This is a genomic window from Thermomonas sp. S9 (genome assembly GCF_024704365.1).
Classification (GTDB): Bacteria; Pseudomonadota; Gammaproteobacteria; order Xanthomonadales; family Xanthomonadaceae; genus Thermomonas.
The window spans coordinates 1,407,140-1,423,076 of sequence record NZ_JAJDFY010000001.1; the positions used below are offsets into that span (position 1 = coordinate 1,407,140).

A 15,937-nucleotide genomic window follows, 5' to 3' on the forward strand; every position below is an offset into this window, starting at 1 on the left:
GCGGACGTGCAAGGGATATGGGGCGCGTTGGCGGTTGGTCATGGCGCCCTGGAATTACTGCCGGTGGGCGCTGCCATGATTTTTTCTGAATCGGCAAGGATATTCTTAAAATGTGGCCTTATTGGCTGATGTTTCTTGTTCCCGCGTGGGCGGTGGTGCAGCCAGGGCGGCTCAGGCGGACACAGGTGTGGCTGCCGTGGGGATTGGTGTTTCTGCTGTATTCCCTGATGATCGGGTTTCGGTATGAAGTGGGGGGCGACTGGTTCAATTACCTGGCGCAGTTCAATTACTACGGGTCTTCGTCCATCGGCGAGGTGTTCGAGAGAGGGGACGCTGGCTACTACGGGCTCAACTGGCTGGTTTATCGGCTGGGCGGCGAGATTTACTGGGTCAATCTGGTCTGCGCAGTCCTCCTGGTCTGGGGGGCGATTGTTTTCTCGCGCGCCCAGCCCAATCCGTGGCTGGCGATGCTGGCGGCGGTGCCCTACATGCTCATTGTCGTGGGGATGGGGTACACCCGGCAGTCAGCAGCGTTGGGTTGCGCGTTGCTTGGCCTGACTGCGCTTGGGCAGGGGCGGGTACGGAAGTTCGTGCTGTGGGTGGCGCTTGGGGCGCTGTTTCACAAGACGGCGGTTCTGCTGATGCCGATTGCCGCGTTGGCGGCGAGCAGGAATCGGCTGCTCACTGCGTTCCTGGTCATCGCGGCTTCGGTCCTGTTCTATTATCTGCTGCTGGCCGACTCCTCGGAATCGTTATGGGTTAATTATGTCGTTTCGCAATATCAGTCCGAGGGGGCGGGATCCGCGTTGCGATGAACGCGGTGCCCGCCGTTCTGTTTTTGATTTTCAGGAAGCGCTTGGCGCCAGACAGGGTCGAGCGAAAGCTGTGGGTGTGGATGGCGCTGTTTGCCATCGCCTGCATTCCCTTGGTTTCGCAGGCGTCCACTGCGGTGGATCGGGTTGCGCTTTATTTCATTCCATTGCAGCTTTTCGTTTTTTCGAGAATAGCCAGGCTTGCCGTGGCCGCGAGGCGGAAGGGGATTCTGGTTGTTTCCGTCATGGCCTACTATGCGGCAGTACAGCTTGTGTGGCTCAATTTCGCGACGCATTCACAGTATTGGATTCCGTATCGGATCGTCTGGCTTTAGTTCTGGGATTGAAGGCATGGAAATCAAGGATACCGGGTTGGCGGATTGCGTCCTGATCGCGCCGGCGATTCATTGCGATGGGCGCGGCTGCTTTTACGAGGGCTGGAATGCGGCGCGCTATGGCGCGGCCGGCCTACCGGCGAGGTTCGTTCAGTACAATGTGTCATGTTCGCATCGTGGAGTGCTGCGCGGGTTGCACTATCAATGGCCGGGTAATCCGCAGGAAAGCTCGTCAGCGTCATGCATGGGGAGGTGTTCGATGTCGCCGTGGATCTGCGCAGGGGTTCGCCGACCTTTGGGAAACATTTCTCCGTAATTTTGAATTCGGAAAACAGGCTGCAGCTTTGGGTGCCCCGGGATTTGCGCATGGATTCCTCGCGCTCACAGATGATGCAGCTTTTTCCTACCTCTGTACTGCGCCTTATGATCCGTCCAGCGAGAAATCGATTCGCTGGAACGATCCCGATCTGAAAATTGCCTGGCCTTTGGATGATGTCAGGCTTTCGGCGAAAAGACGCGGTGGCGCCGGTCTTGAATGGAATCCGGGTGGATTGGCTCCCGGTATATGAAGCGGGCGCATTCGGTGGTCGCATCTGATCCTGGTTTGCGCCGCCTTTTTGCGCTTTATTGATCATTTCTCTTCGGTATTCATCGTGAGCATGATGCGTGTGCTGGTACTTTCGGTTAACAGCGCTTGAACGTGGTCAACTTCCGCGCCGGGCTGGTTGCGGCGCTGCAGAAGGCTGGGTTTCATGTGGTGGTGCTGGCACCCGCGGATGATCATGCCCGGCGTGTGCGGGAATTGGGGTGCGAACTGATTCCGCTGCGAATGAATGCGCACGGGGTCAACCCCGTGCAGGATTTGCAGCTGCTGTTTTCATACTGGCGGCTATTGCGGCGCTTGCGTCCAGCCGCTTTTCTTGGCTTCACCATCAAGCCCAATGTCTATGGCTCACTCGCGGCTCAGCTGTTGGGTATTCCGGTGGTCAACAACATTGCCGGGCTGGGGACGGCATTCATTCGCCGGGGGTGGTTGAATCGGGTAGCAAGATTTTTATACCGGAGCGCGTTGCGGCGCTCCCATCGTGTTTTTTTCCAGAATCGCGATGATCGTGCCCTGTTCGTGGATGCCGGGCTGGTGGCGCCGGGAAAGACCGCCGTTCTGCCCGGCTCTGGTGTTGATCTCGACCGTTTCTCGCCGGTCGCGTCCGCGTCCGAAGATGGACGCCCCCTGGTGGCTTTGATGTGCGCGCGCCTGCTGCTGGACAAGGGCGTGCGTGAATTCGCCGAGGCTTTTCGCATGCTGCGTGCCCGTGGGATTCACTATGATGCGCGCCTGCTCGGATTCCTGGATGAGGCCAACCCTGCTGCCGTGCCGCGACCGGAAATCGAAGCCTGGCAGCGCGAGGGACTGGTGTCATTCCTGGGCGCGGCGGATGATGTGCGGCCTCATCTGGCCGAGGCGGACGTCGTGGTACTACCCTCTTATCGAGAAGGGACGCCGCGATCCTTGCTGGAGGCGGCCGCCATGGGCAAGCCGCTCATAACCACGGATGCGCCGGGCTGCCGCGATGTGGTGCGGCACGGCGATAATGGATACCAGGTCCCAGTTCGGGATGCGCGGGCCCTGGCCGATGCACTGGCGCGGTTTGCAGCGCTACCGGCGGTGGCGAGAAAGGCGATGGGCGTTGCCTCGCGCCGGCTGGTGGAAGAGGAATATGATGAGCGCGTCGTGATCCGGGCCTATCTCGATGCTGTCACTGACGCGGTCAACTCCTGCATGATGTGTCGGAATTGATTTGATGTTTTTATCGGGAAATTCGACTGCGGGATGGGGTGCAGGAGATGGGCAGGGATCCGGTGCAATTCCATGACACCCTATCACATTCGTGGTCATCGCGGTACCGCTCTGGGGCTTTCGCGCGCCGGTTTGCAATACTGAATGACCTGTTGGCCTCCGTGGTGGTTGCTGGCCAGCGCTGGCTCGATCTTGGCTGCGGTAGTGGGGTATTTACGCGTGTCTTGCTCGATCGCGGCGCGTGCGTCGCTGCGCTGGATGGATCACGCGCCATGCTCGATGCTGCGAAGGTGGCTCTGGAAGGCCCTGCAGTCCAGGTGGATTGGATTCATGGGGATGTTCGTGACTTGTCGCGTTTTGAAGATGGTCACTTCGATGGGATCGTTTGTTTTAGTGTCATCGAGTATCTCCCTGATGCATCCCGCCTGATTGGCGAGGTGTCAAGAGTGCTTCGGAATGACGGTTTTTTCATTTTCTCTGTTCCCCCGAACTTTTCTTTATCGCGTGGTTTACAGAAGCTGGTGAGAAAGTTCCTCGGATTGTTTGGGGTCAATGTTTTTGAGTATCTGTCGGTTTCGATTCTCGAAATTTCCCGCACGGGGGTAGAGTCGCTTGTCAGGAATTTTGGCATGTCTGTGATGGATGTGCGCGGTTTCGACTCCTGTGTTCCGGCCTGGATGAGGCTTGTTATTTCTCGTCCTGCCTTGATGATCTATGTCGCGAGGAAAGATCAGAATGCAACCGCAGGCTGAAACATGAAACAGATCCTGCAAAGCCTCAAGACCGGCCAGACCACGCTGCTGGAGGTGCCGGCGCCGCGCCCCGGGCCCGGTCAGCTGGCCATCCAGACGCAGGCCACGCTGGTGTCGGCCGGCACCGAGCGGATGCTGGTGGAGTTCGGCAAGGCGGGCTGGATCGCCAAGGCGCGCAGCTCAGCCGGACAAAGTGCGGATGGTGCTGGAAAAGGTCCGCACCGACGGCCTGGCCGCCACCCTGGAAGCGGTGCGCAGCAAGCTGGACCAGCCGCTGGCGCTGGGGTACTGCAATGTGGGGACGGTGATCGCGGTCGGGCGCGGCGTCAGCGGCTTTGCGGTCGGCGACCGGGTGGTGACCAACGGCAGGCATGCGCAGGTGGTGTGCGTGCCGCAGACGCTGTGCGCGAAGGTGCCGGATGGGGTCGGCGACGAGCAAGCGGTGTTCACGGTGCTGGCGGCCATCGGCTTGCAGGGCATCCGCCTGGCGCAACCGACGCTGGGCGAGTGCGTGGTGGTGACCGGCTTGGGCCTGATCGGCCTGCTGACCGTGCAGCTGCTGCGCGCGCAGGGCTGCCGGGTGCTGGGCATCGACTTCGACCCCGCGCGCTGCGCGCTGGCGCGCCAGCTGGGCGCGGAAGTGGTGGTGAATCCGGGCACGGGCGAGGACGTGCTGGCCGCGGCGCAGGCATTCTCGCGCGGGCGCGGGGTGGACGCGGTGCTGATCACCGCCTCCACCCGCAGCAACGCGCCGGTGCACCAGGCCGCGCAGATGTGCCGCAAGCGCGGCCGCATCGTGCTGGTGGGGGTTGCGGGCCTTGCGCTGTCGCGGGCGGATTTCTACGAGAAGGAGCTGAGCTTCCAGGTCAGCTGCAGCTACGGCCCGGGCCGCTACGACCCGGCGTACGAGGAGCAGGGGCACGACTATCCGGTGGGCTTCGTGCGCTGGACCGAGCAGCGCAATTTCGAGGCAGTGCTGGACATGCTGGCCAGCGGCGCGCTCACCGTGGCGCCGCTGGTGTCGCATCGCTTCCCGCTGGAGCAGGCCGAGGCGGCCTATGCGCTGCTGTCCTCCAGCGAGCCGTCGCTGGGCATCGTGCTGGAGTACCCGCGCGACGATGCGGCGCGCCTGCTGGAACGCACGGTGGCGCTGGCCCCGCCGGCGGATGCTGCCGTGGCGGCACAAGGCACGCTGGCCTTCATCGGTGCGGGCAACTATGCCGGGCGGGTGCTGATCCCGGCGTTCAGGGCAGCGGGCGCGCAGTTGCACTCGCTCGCCAGTGGTGGTGGCGTCAGTGCGGTGCATTTCGGCAGGAAGTTCGGCTTCCGCAAGGCGTCCACCGATTGGGACGCGTGCGTGGCGGATGCCGACGTGGACACGGTGGTGATCGCCACCCGCCACGACGCCCATGCACGCCAGGTGCTGGCGGCGCTGCGGGCCGGCAAGCATGTGTTCTGCGAGAAGCCGCTGTGCCTGACGCTGGAGGAGCTGGCCGCGATCGAGGCCGAGGCGCGGGCGCGGCCGGGCCAGCGGCTGATGGTGGGCTTCAACCGCCGCTTCGCGCCGCAGGTGGTGAAGATCCGGCAACTGCTGGCCGGGGTCGCGGAGCCCAAGAGCTTCATCATGACGGTGAATGCCGGCGCGATTCCGGCCGACCACTGGACGCAGGACAAGGCCGTGGGCGGCGGGCGCATCGTCGGCGAAGGCTGCCACTTCATCGACCTGCTGCGGCACCTGGCCGGCGCGCCGATCGTGGACTGGCATGCACAGGCGCTGGGCGCGCATCCGAGCCTGGCCGTGCGCGACGACAAGGCGACTCTTACCCTGGTCTTTGCGGACGGCTCGGTGGGGACGATCCACTATCTTTCAAACGGCCATAAAGGCTTTCCCAAGGAGCGCCTGGAGGTGTTCTGCGCCGGGCGCGTGTTGCAGCTGGACAACTTCCGCGTCCTGCGCGGCTGGGGCTGGACGGGCTTTTTCGCGCCTGCGCCTGTGGCGGCAGGACAAGGGCCAGGCCGCCTGCGCCCGCGCCTTCATGGACGCGGTACGCGGGCAGACGCCCGCGCCCATTCCGCTGGACGAGGTGCTGGAGGTGAGCCGCGCCAGCATCGAGGCGCAGCGGGTGCTGGAGGGCGGCGCGTGAGCGTGCTGCTGGACATCATCGCGGGCGCGCGCCCGAACTTCATGAAGATCGCGCCGATCCTGCACGCGCTGCAGGCGCGGCGTGACGCCGGCGGGCCGCTGCGCTGGCGGCTGGTGCACACCGGGCAGCACTATGACCCGCGCATGTCGGGCGAGTTTTTCGCGCAGCTGGGCATCCCCGCGCCGGACGTGAACCTGGAGGTCGGCTCGGGGACGCAGGCCGAGCAGACCGCCGGAATCATGCTTGGCTACGAGCGCGTGCTGATGCAGCAGCGCAGCGCCTGCTGCCTGGTGGTGGGGGATGTCACTTCCACCATGGCCTGCGCCATCACCGCGCAGAAGCTGCACGTGCCGGTCGCGCACGTGGAGGCCGGGATCCGCTCCGGTGACTGGACGATGCCGGAGGAAATCAACCGGCTGGCCACGGATGCGGTGACCAACTGGTTCTTCACCACCAGCGAGCACGCCAATGCCAACCTGCGCCGCGCGGGCGTGGAGGAGGCGCGCATCTTCTTCGTCGGCAACACCATGATCGACACCCTGCTGGCGAACCTGGAGCGTCTGCGGCCGCCACCGTTCGTGGAAACCATAGGCCTGCAGCCGGGTGGATATTTCGTCGCCACCTTGCACCGGCCGGCCAACGTGGACAGCGCCGAGAGCTTTGGTCGCCTGCTGCGCGCGATCGGCGATGGCTGCCGCGGCTTGCCGGTGGTGTTCCCGGTGCATCCGCGCACGGCCAGGACCCTGCGCGAGCTGCCCGATTTCCCGGCCAATCTGCTGCTGGTCGATCCGCAGCCTTACCTGGAGTTCAATTGGCTGGCGAAGCACGCCAAGGGCGTGATCACCGATTCCGGCGGCATCACTGAGGAAACCACGGTGATGGGCGTGCCCTGCCTGACCCTGCGCGACAACACCGAGCGCCCGGAGACCGTGGAGATCGGCACCAACGAACTGATCGGCACCGATCCGGCCAAGCTGGCGCCGGCACTGGCGCGGTTGTTCGACGGGCAGTGGAAGCAGGGGCAGGTGCCGCCACTGTGGGATGGCCACACGGGCGAGCGCATCGTGGCAACGCTGGAGCGGCTGCTGGCGTGCGGGTGACCGGACTCGTCAGATGACGGATTAGGGCTGGCTCCGATCCCTGCAGTTCGGTGCGGGGTGGATCAAGCCTCCGCCGTAACCACGCCAACGCCGGCGGCACGGGCGGCATCGGCCAGCGCGGCGTCCACGGTGGCGATGGGGAGTTGCAGGCGCAGTGCCAGTTCCAGATAGGCGGCGTCGTATGCGCTGAGGTCGTAGCGCAGCGCCAGCGCGAGTAGTTGCGCTGGTTCCGGCGGGACCTTGTCGGTCTGGATCGGCAGCAGCGCCAATTGTTGGATGGCGGCCTGGGCCTGCTGCGCGATCATCACTCCGCGCTTGCAGGCGGTACGCATGACGTTGGCGTACTCCAGGTGAAGCAAGGGCGGCGCATGCGCATGGTCGTGCAGCAGCAGTTGGGCCACGGCTTCGGTGTAGGGATTGGATTGCGAGTCCAGCAGCCAGCCGCAGACCACCGAGTTGTCCAGTACGAACGGCATCAGTCCAGGCCCTGCCGGGCGATGGCCTTGAGATCGCCATCCAGGGTCGTGCCGCGCCGAAGTTGGGCCAGGCGCTGGAATGCCTGTTGCGTCTGCGCTTGCCGGGACTTGCTGCCGATACGGGCACGGGCTGGCACCAACCGCGCCACGGGCTTGCCGTGCCGGGTGACGGCGATGTCCTCCCCGGCTTCGGCGCGTGCGACCAGTTCGGAGAACCGGTTCTTGGCTTCGGCGATCGGAATGCTGGGCATCGCGAATTCTCAAAATATAGCTAGCCAGAATATAGATTGGCTGGACAGCGTTGGCAATGCCTATGCATTGGATATGATGCACCGGATAAAGGCAGCGGAGCCGGCATGGCCGGAAGGAACGTTCTCGCTCGCTACTGGCACACCCTGCGCTGGCTGCGGCCGGTGCAGTGGTATGGCCGTGCCTGGCATCTCCTGTACCGGCCGACGCCCGACCTGCGCCCGGCGCCGGCGCTGGCGTTGCCGCCGGGACGCTGGCAGCCCTGCGCGCGCGTGCCGTCGCTGCTGGGGCCGGAAGTGTTCCGCTTCCTGTCGGTCGAGCGCCGGGTCGTGGCCGCGGCCGACTGGAACCGCGCCGACTGGCCCAGGCTGTGGCTGTACAACGCGCACTATTTCGACGATCTGGTGGCGGATGGCGCCGAGGCGCGCACGGAGTGGCATCGCGCCCTGATCGCGCGCTGGATCGCGGAGAATCCGCCGGGGCAGGGCAACGGCTGGGAGCCGTATCCCACCTCCCTGCGCATCGTGAACTGGCTGAAATGGCTGCTGGCTGGCCACGCGCCGGTGCCCGGCATGCGCGATAGCCTGGCCGTGCAGGTGCGCTGGCTGCGCCGCCGACTGGAGCATCACCTGCTGGGCAACCACCTGTGGGCCAATGCGAAGGCGCTGGTGTTCGCGGGGGTCTGCTTCGACGGCGACGAGGCCGCGCGCTGGCGGCGCGAGGGCCTGCGCCTGCTGCAACGCGAGCTGCGCGAACAGGTGCTGGCGGATGGCGGCCATTTCGAGCGCAGCCCGATGTACCACGCGATCCTGACCGAGGACGTGCTGGACCTGCTGCAGCTTTCGCGGTCTTTCGACGTGCTGGGCGCGGAGGCTTCGCGCTGGCAGGAAGCGGCGGTGCGCATGCTCGACTGGGCCACGTCGATGGCGCATCCGGATGGGGATGTGGCCTTCTTCAATGATGCGGCTTTCGGCATCGCGCCGCCTTTGCCCGCCTTGCAGGCCTATGCCGCCGGGTTGGGCCTGGCGTTGCCGCCCTTGCCATCGTCGGGCCTGCACCTGTTGCAAACCTCCGGGTATGCGCGGATGCAGGCGGGGCCGGCGCTGCTGCTGGCGGATGTCGCGCCGGTCGGGCCGGATTACCTGCCGGGGCATGCGCATGCCGACACGTTGAGCTTCGAGTTGTCGCTGCACGGTCGCCGTGTGCTGGTCAACGGCGGCACCTCCACCTACGAGAACAACGCCGAACGCCAGCGCCAGCGCGGCACTGCGGCGCATAACACGGTGGTGGTGGACGGCGCGGATTCCTCGGAGGTGTGGGCGGCGTTCCGGGTGGCGCGGCGTGCGCGCGTGCACGACATCCAGCGCAGGGGGAGGATGGCGTGCTATCCCTGTCGGCCTGGCACGACGGCTATCTGCGCCTGCCGGGGCGGGTACGCCATCGACGGGAGTGGCATCTGCAAGCGCGATCATTACAGGTAGTGGATGTGCTGGAGGGGCATTTCTGCGAGGCCGAGGCGCAGTTCCTGTTCGCGCCCGGTGGCGAGACGGCCCTGCGCTGGCAGGTGGAGGGCGGCGCGGCGAGAATGGAAGAGACCGTCTGGTGTCCGCGTTTCGGGGAATCGCAGCCCGCCCGCAAGCTGGTGGTGCGCTTCCTGCAGCCCCGCTGCGCGGTCACCTTCCACTGGGATTGAACTCATCCGTGCGCATCCTGTTCCTGTCCGACAACTTCCCGCCCGAGGGCAACGCCCCGGCGACCCGACTCTACGAGCACGCCACGCGCTGGGTGCGCACCGGCCATGAGGTCACGGTCATCACCTGCGCCCCGAACTTCCCGGAGGGAAAGCTCTTCGCCGGCTATCGCAATGCCTGGCGGCAGGTGGAGTGGATGGACGGCATCCGGGTGGTGCGGGTCAAGACCTACATCACCGTCAACGAAGGCTTCCTCAAGCGCACGCTGGACTACCTCAGCTTCATGCTGATGGCGACCGTGATGAGTCTGTTCGAGCGTCGCCCGGACGTGGTGGTGGCGACCTCGCCCCAGTTCTTCTGCGCCCTGGCCGGCTGGATGGTGGGCGTCCTGAAGTGGCGGCCGTTCGTGTTCGAGCTGCGCGACCTGTGGCCGGCCTCGATCGTGGCGGTGGGAACGCTGCGCAATCCCTTCATGATCGGCCTGCTGGAACGGTTGGAGCTGTTTCTGTATCGGCGCGCGGATGCCATCGTGGCGGTCACCGGAGCCTTCCCCAAGAACCTTACCCTGCGCGGGATCGCTGCCGAGAAAATCCACGTCGTCATCAACGGAGTGGATCTCGAGCCGCTACCAACCGCGCGAGCGGGATGCCGCGCTGGCAAGGAAGTTCGACCTCGAGGGAGGTTCGTCGCGGGCTACATCGGCACGCTCGGCCTGGCGCATGCGTTGCCGAAGGTGCTGGAGGCGGCGGAACTGCTGCGCGACCGCGCCGATATCGCGTTTTTCTTCGCCGGTTCCGGTGCCGCGCGTGCGCGCGTGGAGCAGATGGTTTTCGAGCGGAATTTGCACAATGTACGCCTGATCCCACGCCAGCCGAAAGAGGCGATGCCGGCGCTGTGGAGCCTGTGCGACCTGGCCATCGTGCCGCTGCTCGATACGCCATTATTCGCGACCGTGATTCCCTCCAAGATGTTCGAGGCGATGGGCATGGGTGTGCCGATCCTGATGAGCCTGCCGGAGGGCGAGGCCACCGGCATCGTGCGCGCCACCGGCAGCGGCGTGTGCGTGCCACCGGAAAATCCGCCGGCGATGGCGGCGGAAATCGCGCGCCTGGCGGATGCGCCGGCGGAGATGGCGCGCCTGCGCCGGCAGGCGCGGGCGGCTGCTCCGCAGTTCTCGCGCGAGACGCTCGCGCAGCGCATGCTCGCCGTGCTGGAGCGGGTGGCCGCACGATGATCGCAGCAGCCCCCAGCCTGCCGATCAAGCATGCGCGGCGAGCGTTGGCGCAGGCCCTGCTGGGCGCGCCCTTGCCGCTGGCGCTGGCGGATGCGGATGGCCTGGCGCTGGCGCGGCGCGAGGGCGTGCTGCCCTTGCTGGAGGCGGCTCTGCGCGCATCGCCGCAATGGCCGGAACTGCCGCAGGCGTTCCGGTACGGGCTGCAGGCGGAGGTCCGGCAGGCGATCGGGCTGGATCTGTTCCGCCGGCACGAACTGGCGCGGGCGGCTGCCGCGCTGGCGGCCGGTGGATTGCGGGTGTTGCTGTTGAAAGGCAATGCGCTGGGCCTGTGGCTGTATCCGCAGCCGCACCTGCGCGTCACCCGCGACATCGACCTGCTGTTCGCCTCGCGCGCGGAGGCCGACCGCGCGGTGGACCTGCTGTCTCCGCTGGGCTATGAGGCGGAGCCGGATCCCGGGCGGCTGTTCTTCGAGCGCAAGAGCACGCTGCGGGTGGACGGTCGCAGTCGCTGTGAGCTCGACCTGCATTGCCGCCTGCTCAATGCCCCGCTGTTTGCGGAGGCGTTCCCGTTCCAGCGGCTTTGGTCGCAGGCGCAGCCGCTGCCAGGATTGCCGGACGGCATCCGCGGGCTGTCGCCCGTGCACGCCGTGCTGCATGCCTGCCTGAACCGCGTGCTCGACATCCAGACCGGCGAGCCGCAGCGGTTGAAGCTGCTGTTCGACGTGCATCTGCTGGCGGCGCGTTTGGAGGCCGGGCACTGGATCGAGCTCGTGGGGCAAGCGCGCGCGCGCGGTATCGCGGGTGGCTGCCTGCGGGTATTCGATGAAACATCCGCCTTGTTCTGCACCCGGTTCCCCGACGATGTGCTGGAGGACCTGCGCCGTGCCGCCGCGAGCGAGGCGCTCGACTGGACACGCCTGACCGACTGGCGCTACATGCAGTGGCGCAATTTCCTGGCGGTGCCGGGATGGAGGGCGCGTTTGCGCTGGCTGTCAAGGCGGTTGCTGCCGACGCACGCGCAACTGGTCGCGCTTTATGGAGCGGAAGGCTATGCACGTTTACTGATGATGCGATGCCGCCGCTTTTTGGGGCACATGATTTCCAATAGATAAAAAATCTCAGCTGTCTGGAGTAATGAAATGCGAGTTTTGGTCACCGGCACCGCCGGCTTCATCGGTTCCCACGCCGCCCAGCGCCTGCTGGCGCGCGGCGACGAGGTCGTCGGCTTCGACAACCTCAACGACTACTACGACACCACCCTGAAGCAGGCACGGCTGGCGCGGCTGCTGGAGCGGCCTGGCTATACCCACGTCACCGCCGATCTGGCCGACCGCGCTGCGGTGGAGCAGGTGTTCGCCGCCCACAGGCCGCAGCGGGTGGTGCATCTGGCCGCGCAGGCCGGCGTGCGCTACGCCGCGGAGAACCCGCATGTGTACATGCAGAGCAACGTGGTCGGTTTCTTGCACGTGCTGGAGGGCTGCCGTCATCACGGCGTGGAGCATCTGGTGTATGCCTCCACCAGCTCGGTATATGGCGCCAACACCGCGATGCCGTTCTCCGAGCATGCGCCCACCGAGCATCCGCTGACGCTGTACGCAGCCAGCAAGAAAGCCAACGAGATGATGGCGCACAGCTACGCCCATCTGTACGGGATTCCCTGCACCGGGCTGCGCTTTTTTACCGTGTATGGTCCGTGGGGACGGCCGGACATGGCGCTGTTCCTGTTCACTCGCGCCATCCTCGAGGGCAAGCCGATCCGGGTGTTCAACCACGGCCGCCATAAGCGCAGCTTCACTTACGTGGACGACATCGTGGAGGGCGTGGTGCGCATCCTGGACCGGGTGCCTGGCAAGAATCCGGCGTGGTCGGGAGCGCAGCCGGACCCGGCCACCAGCGGCGTGGCGCCTTACCGCCTGTACAACATCGGCAATGAACAGCCGGTGGAGCTGCTGCGCTACATCGAGGTGCTGGAGCAGTACCTGGGCCGCAAGGCGCAGATGGAACTGCTGCCGTTGCAACCGGGCGACGTGCCGGATACCGAGGCCGATGTCTCCGATCTGGTGGCCGCCACCGGCTATCGCCCGCAGGTCTCGGTGGAAACGGGCGTGGCCCGGTTCGTGGACTGGTATCGCGGCTATTACGGCGTGTGAGCCCGAGGCGGCGGGCCGACCGGGGCTCCCGCGCAGCCCGGCGTGTTTTCCAGCATCGACAGCAGCAAGGTTTCCACCTGCGGCAGCGCCTCGTAGCGGCGCGGATAGTCCAGCCGGTAGCTGATGCCGGCGCGCGCCAGCGCCGCCACGTGCCGGAACTGGCGCGTCAGCACCTGCCGGTCGTGCACGTCCAGCAGGAACCCGTGCTGCACCCAAGCCAGGTGCGCCTGCGGCGGCGGCAGGGGTTCGAGGATTGGGCGCGTCGCGCTGCCATCGCCCAGGAAGCAGGCCATGCGCAGCGGCACGGGTGTATCGCAGACGGATAGCCAGCCCTGCGCGGGGAAGCGCTGTTTGCGGGTATAGGCCACCGCTGCCGACGGCATGGCCTCGGCCGGGAGCAGGGCGTCGCGGCTGTCTTCCCACAGGCGGACCGAGGGCTGGTTGGGAACCGCCAGCCAGCCGGATCCGGACTGCCGCAGTTCGAGGCCGTCATCGCTGAGCAGGGCATGCCCGCGCCGCGCCAGGAAGGTGGCGAGGGTGGATTTCCCGCGCCCGCTGCTGCCCAGAAAGGCTACGGCGCCGCCGCCGACGGCCAGCGCGCTGGCATGGAACACCGGGCGCTGCTGCAGGCCCAGCGTGGCGGGCAGCACCTGGTTGGCGAACAGGTGCTGGAGGGTGGGGGGCGTCGGTGTCGGCCGCCGGGATGCAGTCCACCTGCAGCCCGTCGCCGGACAGCAGGAAATCGGCCAGCGCCGGAAACCGCATCCGGTAGCCTGCGGGGGTGCGGTGTACCAGGCACCAGGGCTGGCCATCGGGCAGGGTCCAGCAGTGCAAGGGCGCGCGGGTGTCCTCTACCTGCGGCTGCGCGGCGTGGATGGTGAGCGTCGGCGGGGCGGCATGTGCGGGCATCGGTTCAATCATGGTCGCTGGCCCGTGTGGGCCGGAACGGGGTATGTTCCAGAGGCGAGGGGTCGAGGCTGGTGCCTTCGAGCTCCACCCAGGCATGCATCGCCGGCTGGCCGTCCGTCCGGCGCAGGCCGAGCAACAGCTGCGGGGCCAGCCCGCGCCGGCGCAGCAGCAGGTGCAGCAGCAGGGCCTGGCGCAGGCAGGTGGCCGGTAGCCCGCGGCGGCCGGCAATCGCCAGCAGCCCCGCCAGGCGGCGCGCCGCTTCCAGCTCTTGCGTAGTGGCGGGATGGCGCTGGCGACGGTGGCCAACGCGTTCGACCAGGGCCAGCATGCGGCGGTAGCCCAGCAGCGACAGGCCCAGCGAAACCAGCGGAAGCATCAGCAGCAGCAGCGGGAACAGCCCAGCGTTCGCGCGCGGGCAGTGCCCACCAGCGCGCCAGATGCCGCGCCAGGCTCATTCCAGGGTGATCAGGCCGGCGGCGTGCAACTGCTCTGCCAGCGCCAGCAGGTCGCGCTCGATGCGCTCGGGGGGCGTCGAATTCCGCGCACAGAACCCGGTGGACCTCCTGCAGGGAGATGCGGTGTTCCAGCAGCTGCCAGACACGGGTACCGACCGTGTTCAGCCCGAAATAACGCTCGCCGGCCAGGTCCAGCAGGACGGCCTCACCGCCATCGTCCTGCGACAGCACATGCCCGGAGCGGCATGCGCTCCGGGACATGAGGGATGATAGAGCCATTAATGCGATGCGGTTATCAGGGTTTCTTCGCAGGAGTCGGCATACCGCCTTCCGGCGAACTGGCAGTACCAGATTGCGTCAGCGCGGTTAAGGTGCCGAATTCGATCAGTGCGGGAGCTTGATAGGGTTTGCGATCGGCAAGCTGCATCGGCGTGTTTTGAGTCATTGGATTTCTCCAGAAGCGAACATGGTTTAGTACAAATATAGTTGCAGGTTGACGCCTTCACTCCCGCCGCCCAAGGGCACCGCGATGATGCGAGCCGCAGGAGGCAGGTTTTTCCCGCCCATCAGCAACAGGCGATTGGCCCATTCACTCGCTAGAGTTTCATCTGCAAAGCCCGCGCTAATCAAACAGCGTCGCCCACGGCACGTGGTTTGTAGTCCAACGGGGCGCGCGGCATCCGATGGCATGCTCTGGATGGCCTGCTGGAGCGCCTTGACACGAAGCTGTTCAACACCGGGAATGGAAGGCTCCTGGCTCATGAGCTTATCCATCTCGCGCGCTGCTTGATCCGGAGGTTGAACGTTTTTCAGCCGGCTGATCACTTGTGCCCTGTCTTCAGTTTGGGGGGCAAATGTTGGAGCCGACCTGGCCAGCACACGCGATTGCGAGGGGGGTGTCCAGCCCTCGTTTGCGAGATCCTGATCATCTGCATCATCCCTGTGCAGCTGCGAGCCAAGTTGCATCTGTAGGTGCGTAAGCCGATCTGTCAAGCGAATATACAACAGCACGTTGATCGCTGATGCCAGACAGGCAACAGCGAGCAGAAGTGCCATCCAGTGCGGCGTGCGCGTCGACATTTAGGAGTGTAAAGGGAGTGCGATTGCTTCGATTTTAATGGTCGTAAGCGACGTAGGTGTCATCCAGTTCTGAGCGTGCCGGCATGGTGCAGCGAACGCTGATGGGGCCGTAGAAGTAGCGGCCAGTGGAAGTAGGATCCCATGAAAAAGCAATCTGAGCTCCATTCGTGAAAGTCTTGGGATTTCCACCGATAGGCTGATACGTAGCGGCACCCGACTGGGCAAAGAACCCTTCGCTCATGACGCAGGACATTGAGCCGTAGGGGGTGCTAATGGGGCGAGCAAAAACCGCGACGTAGGTCACCACGCCGCCACCCAATGCGGTTGCCGTAAGGTCGGAGGCTAGTTCGCAGACGACATCCACAGGCGAAGACGTATTGTTCATGAGGCGCCCAGCTGCCCGGGTGAGCTTGCTGTCGTTGATGGCATTCACGCCGTGGCAGGCCGCGCCAGCGTTCTGGTAGAAGGAACGGGTCACCGCCGATGCCGGTGCCGAATAAAGCGCCCCGCAGGCCAGCGCGATGGCGCCGAACATCAGGGTCTTGGAGAAGCCGTTCGAAGTGCTCATTGGGTAGTCCCTCCCGGTGGATTGGCATGTGTGGGGCGCGGTAGTCCAAGAACGCCAAAGCTGCCGCCTCGAGGAGGCAGGCAGCACTCGGCGACTGATTGACCCAAGCCTATTTAATCTTGATAAGCTCGCTCGTCAAGTGGAACTTTGTGACGCGAAGCGAAGGCGGCGGGCCAGGGACGAG

Annotated in this window: 17 protein-coding genes and 1 pseudogene; 11 read left to right on the top strand and 7 right to left on the bottom strand. The window is 65.5% G+C overall.

Going from position 1 to position 15,937, the window contains the following annotated elements:
- Positions 1-110: 110 nt before the first annotated feature.
- The 6 genes and pseudogenes from LJB71_RS06985 (at position 111) to wecB (ending at position 6,941) form a co-directional block, all read left to right on the top strand.
- Positions 111-815, top strand: a complete 705-nt coding sequence (locus LJB71_RS06985) for an EpsG family protein (protein WP_259303617.1) — start codon at positions 111-113, stop codon at positions 813-815.
- Entirely contained in the window at positions 812-1,147 is a 336-nt protein-coding gene (locus tag LJB71_RS06990) for an EpsG family protein (RefSeq protein ID WP_259303618.1), read from the top strand. The genes LJB71_RS06985 and LJB71_RS06990 overlap by 4 nt, the downstream gene beginning before the upstream one ends.
- 16 nt (positions 1,148-1,163) lie before the next feature.
- Positions 1,164-1,744: pseudogene (rfbC, locus tag LJB71_RS06995) on the top strand (dTDP-4-dehydrorhamnose 3,5-epimerase).
- 103 nt (positions 1,745-1,847) lie between these two features.
- Positions 1,848-2,945 carry a glycosyltransferase family 4 protein gene (locus LJB71_RS07000; protein WP_259304757.1) on the top strand — a complete coding sequence of 366 codons (1,098 nt, stop codon included), beginning with the start codon at positions 1,848-1,850 and terminating at the stop codon, positions 2,943-2,945.
- Between the two features lie 161 nt (positions 2,946-3,106).
- A complete protein-coding gene (locus tag LJB71_RS07005; RefSeq protein WP_259304758.1) occupies positions 3,107-3,697 on the top strand; it encodes a class I SAM-dependent methyltransferase in 591 nt (196 codons plus the stop codon).
- 199 nt (positions 3,698-3,896) lie between these two features.
- A complete protein-coding gene (gene wecB, locus LJB71_RS07010) occupies positions 3,897-6,941 on the top strand; it encodes a UDP-N-acetylglucosamine 2-epimerase (non-hydrolyzing) (RefSeq protein ID WP_259303619.1) in 3,045 nt (1,014 codons plus the stop codon).
- Between the two features lie 62 nt (positions 6,942-7,003).
- Here wecB and LJB71_RS07015 read toward each other — a convergent pair whose 3' ends face one another.
- Both LJB71_RS07015 and LJB71_RS07020 read right to left on the bottom strand, forming a co-directional pair.
- Positions 7,004-7,417, bottom strand: a complete 414-nt coding sequence (locus tag LJB71_RS07015) for a type II toxin-antitoxin system VapC family toxin (protein WP_259303620.1) — start codon at positions 7,415-7,417, stop codon at positions 7,004-7,006.
- Positions 7,417-7,668, bottom strand: a complete 252-nt coding sequence (locus LJB71_RS07020) for a type II toxin-antitoxin system prevent-host-death family antitoxin (protein ID WP_259303621.1) — start codon at positions 7,666-7,668, stop codon at positions 7,417-7,419. Before LJB71_RS07020 ends, LJB71_RS07015 begins: the two co-directional genes overlap by 1 nt.
- Before the next feature lie 105 nt (positions 7,669-7,773).
- Here LJB71_RS07020 and LJB71_RS07025 point away from each other — a divergent pair, with 105 nt between their 5' ends.
- The 5 genes from LJB71_RS07025 to LJB71_RS07045 are packed head-to-tail and all read left to right on the top strand — an operon-like array spanning position 7,774 to position 12,741.
- Positions 7,774-9,147, top strand: coding sequence for a heparinase II/III family protein (locus tag LJB71_RS07025; RefSeq protein WP_259303622.1), 1,374 nt, complete (start codon positions 7,774-7,776; stop codon positions 9,145-9,147).
- Positions 9,147-9,359 carry a hypothetical protein gene (locus LJB71_RS07030; protein WP_259303623.1) on the top strand — a complete coding sequence of 71 codons (213 nt, stop codon included), beginning with the start codon at positions 9,147-9,149 and terminating at the stop codon, positions 9,357-9,359. Before LJB71_RS07025 ends, LJB71_RS07030 begins: the two co-directional genes overlap by 1 nt.
- Positions 9,360-9,367: 8 nt before the next feature.
- On the top strand, positions 9,368-10,591 hold the full coding sequence (locus LJB71_RS07035; protein WP_259303624.1) for a glycosyltransferase family 4 protein: 1,224 nt from the start codon (positions 9,368-9,370) through the stop codon (positions 10,589-10,591).
- On the top strand, positions 10,588-11,703 hold the full coding sequence (locus LJB71_RS07040; protein ID WP_259303625.1) for a nucleotidyltransferase family protein: 1,116 nt from the start codon (positions 10,588-10,590) through the stop codon (positions 11,701-11,703). Before LJB71_RS07035 ends, LJB71_RS07040 begins: the two co-directional genes overlap by 4 nt.
- Positions 11,704-11,730: 27 nt before the next feature.
- Positions 11,731-12,741, top strand: a complete 1,011-nt coding sequence (locus LJB71_RS07045; RefSeq protein ID WP_259303626.1) for an NAD-dependent epimerase — start codon at positions 11,731-11,733, stop codon at positions 12,739-12,741.
- Here LJB71_RS07045 and LJB71_RS07050 read toward each other — a convergent pair.
- The 5 genes from LJB71_RS07050 to LJB71_RS07070 form a co-directional block, all read right to left on the bottom strand.
- A complete protein-coding gene (locus LJB71_RS07050; protein ID WP_259303627.1) occupies positions 12,729-13,391 on the bottom strand; it encodes a hypothetical protein in 663 nt (220 codons plus the stop codon). The two genes, LJB71_RS07045 and LJB71_RS07050, sit on opposite strands and share 13 nt — an antisense overlap.
- 263 nt (positions 13,392-13,654) lie before the next feature.
- Positions 13,655-14,089, bottom strand: a complete 435-nt coding sequence (locus LJB71_RS07055) for a lasso peptide biosynthesis B2 protein (protein WP_310649438.1) — start codon at positions 14,087-14,089, stop codon at positions 13,655-13,657.
- A 311-nt stretch (positions 14,090-14,400) separates the two neighbouring features.
- Entirely contained in the window at positions 14,401-14,550 is a 150-nt protein-coding gene (locus LJB71_RS07060) for a lasso RiPP family leader peptide-containing protein (protein WP_259303628.1), read from the bottom strand.
- A gap of 26 nt (positions 14,551-14,576) precedes the next feature.
- Positions 14,577-15,185 carry a hypothetical protein gene (locus LJB71_RS07065; protein ID WP_259303629.1) on the bottom strand — a complete coding sequence of 203 codons (609 nt, stop codon included), beginning with the start codon at positions 15,183-15,185 and terminating at the stop codon, positions 14,577-14,579.
- Between the two features lie 34 nt (positions 15,186-15,219).
- Positions 15,220-15,753: a hypothetical protein gene (locus tag LJB71_RS07070; RefSeq protein WP_259303630.1), complete on the bottom strand. Its 534-nt coding sequence runs from the start codon at positions 15,751-15,753 to the stop codon at positions 15,220-15,222.
- Positions 15,754-15,937 lie beyond the last annotated feature (184 nt).

What these genes read in the sequence shown, in the direction of transcription:
- LJB71_RS06985 (WP_259303617.1), top strand. Translation starts at nt 111, where the DNA reads ATGTGGCCTTATTGGCTGATGTTTCTTGTTCCCGCGTGGGCGGTGGTG.
- LJB71_RS06990 (WP_259303618.1), top strand. Translation starts at nt 812, where the DNA reads ATGAACGCGGTGCCCGCCGTTCTGTTTTTGATTTTCAGGAAGCGCTTG.
- wecB (WP_259303619.1), top strand. Translation starts at nt 3,897, where the DNA reads ATGGTGCTGGAAAAGGTCCGCACCGACGGCCTGGCCGCCACCCTGGAA.
- LJB71_RS07015 (WP_259303620.1), bottom strand. Translation starts at nt 7,417, where the DNA reads ATGCCGTTCGTACTGGACAACTCGGTGGTCTGCGGCTGGCTGCTGGAC.
- LJB71_RS07020 (WP_259303621.1), bottom strand. Translation starts at nt 7,668, where the DNA reads ATGCCCAGCATTCCGATCGCCGAAGCCAAGAACCGGTTCTCCGAACTG.
- LJB71_RS07025 (WP_259303622.1), top strand. Translation starts at nt 7,774, where the DNA reads ATGGCCGGAAGGAACGTTCTCGCTCGCTACTGGCACACCCTGCGCTGG.
- LJB71_RS07040 (WP_259303625.1), top strand. Translation starts at nt 10,588, where the DNA reads ATGATCGCAGCAGCCCCCAGCCTGCCGATCAAGCATGCGCGGCGAGCG.
- LJB71_RS07045 (WP_259303626.1), top strand. Translation starts at nt 11,731, where the DNA reads ATGCGAGTTTTGGTCACCGGCACCGCCGGCTTCATCGGTTCCCACGCC.
- LJB71_RS07060 (WP_259303628.1), bottom strand. Translation starts at nt 14,550, where the DNA reads ATGACTCAAAACACGCCGATGCAGCTTGCCGATCGCAAACCCTATCAA.
- LJB71_RS07065 (WP_259303629.1), bottom strand. Translation starts at nt 15,185, where the DNA reads ATGTCGACGCGCACGCCGCACTGGATGGCACTTCTGCTCGCTGTTGCC.
- LJB71_RS07070 (WP_259303630.1), bottom strand. Translation starts at nt 15,753, where the DNA reads ATGAGCACTTCGAACGGCTTCTCCAAGACCCTGATGTTCGGCGCCATC.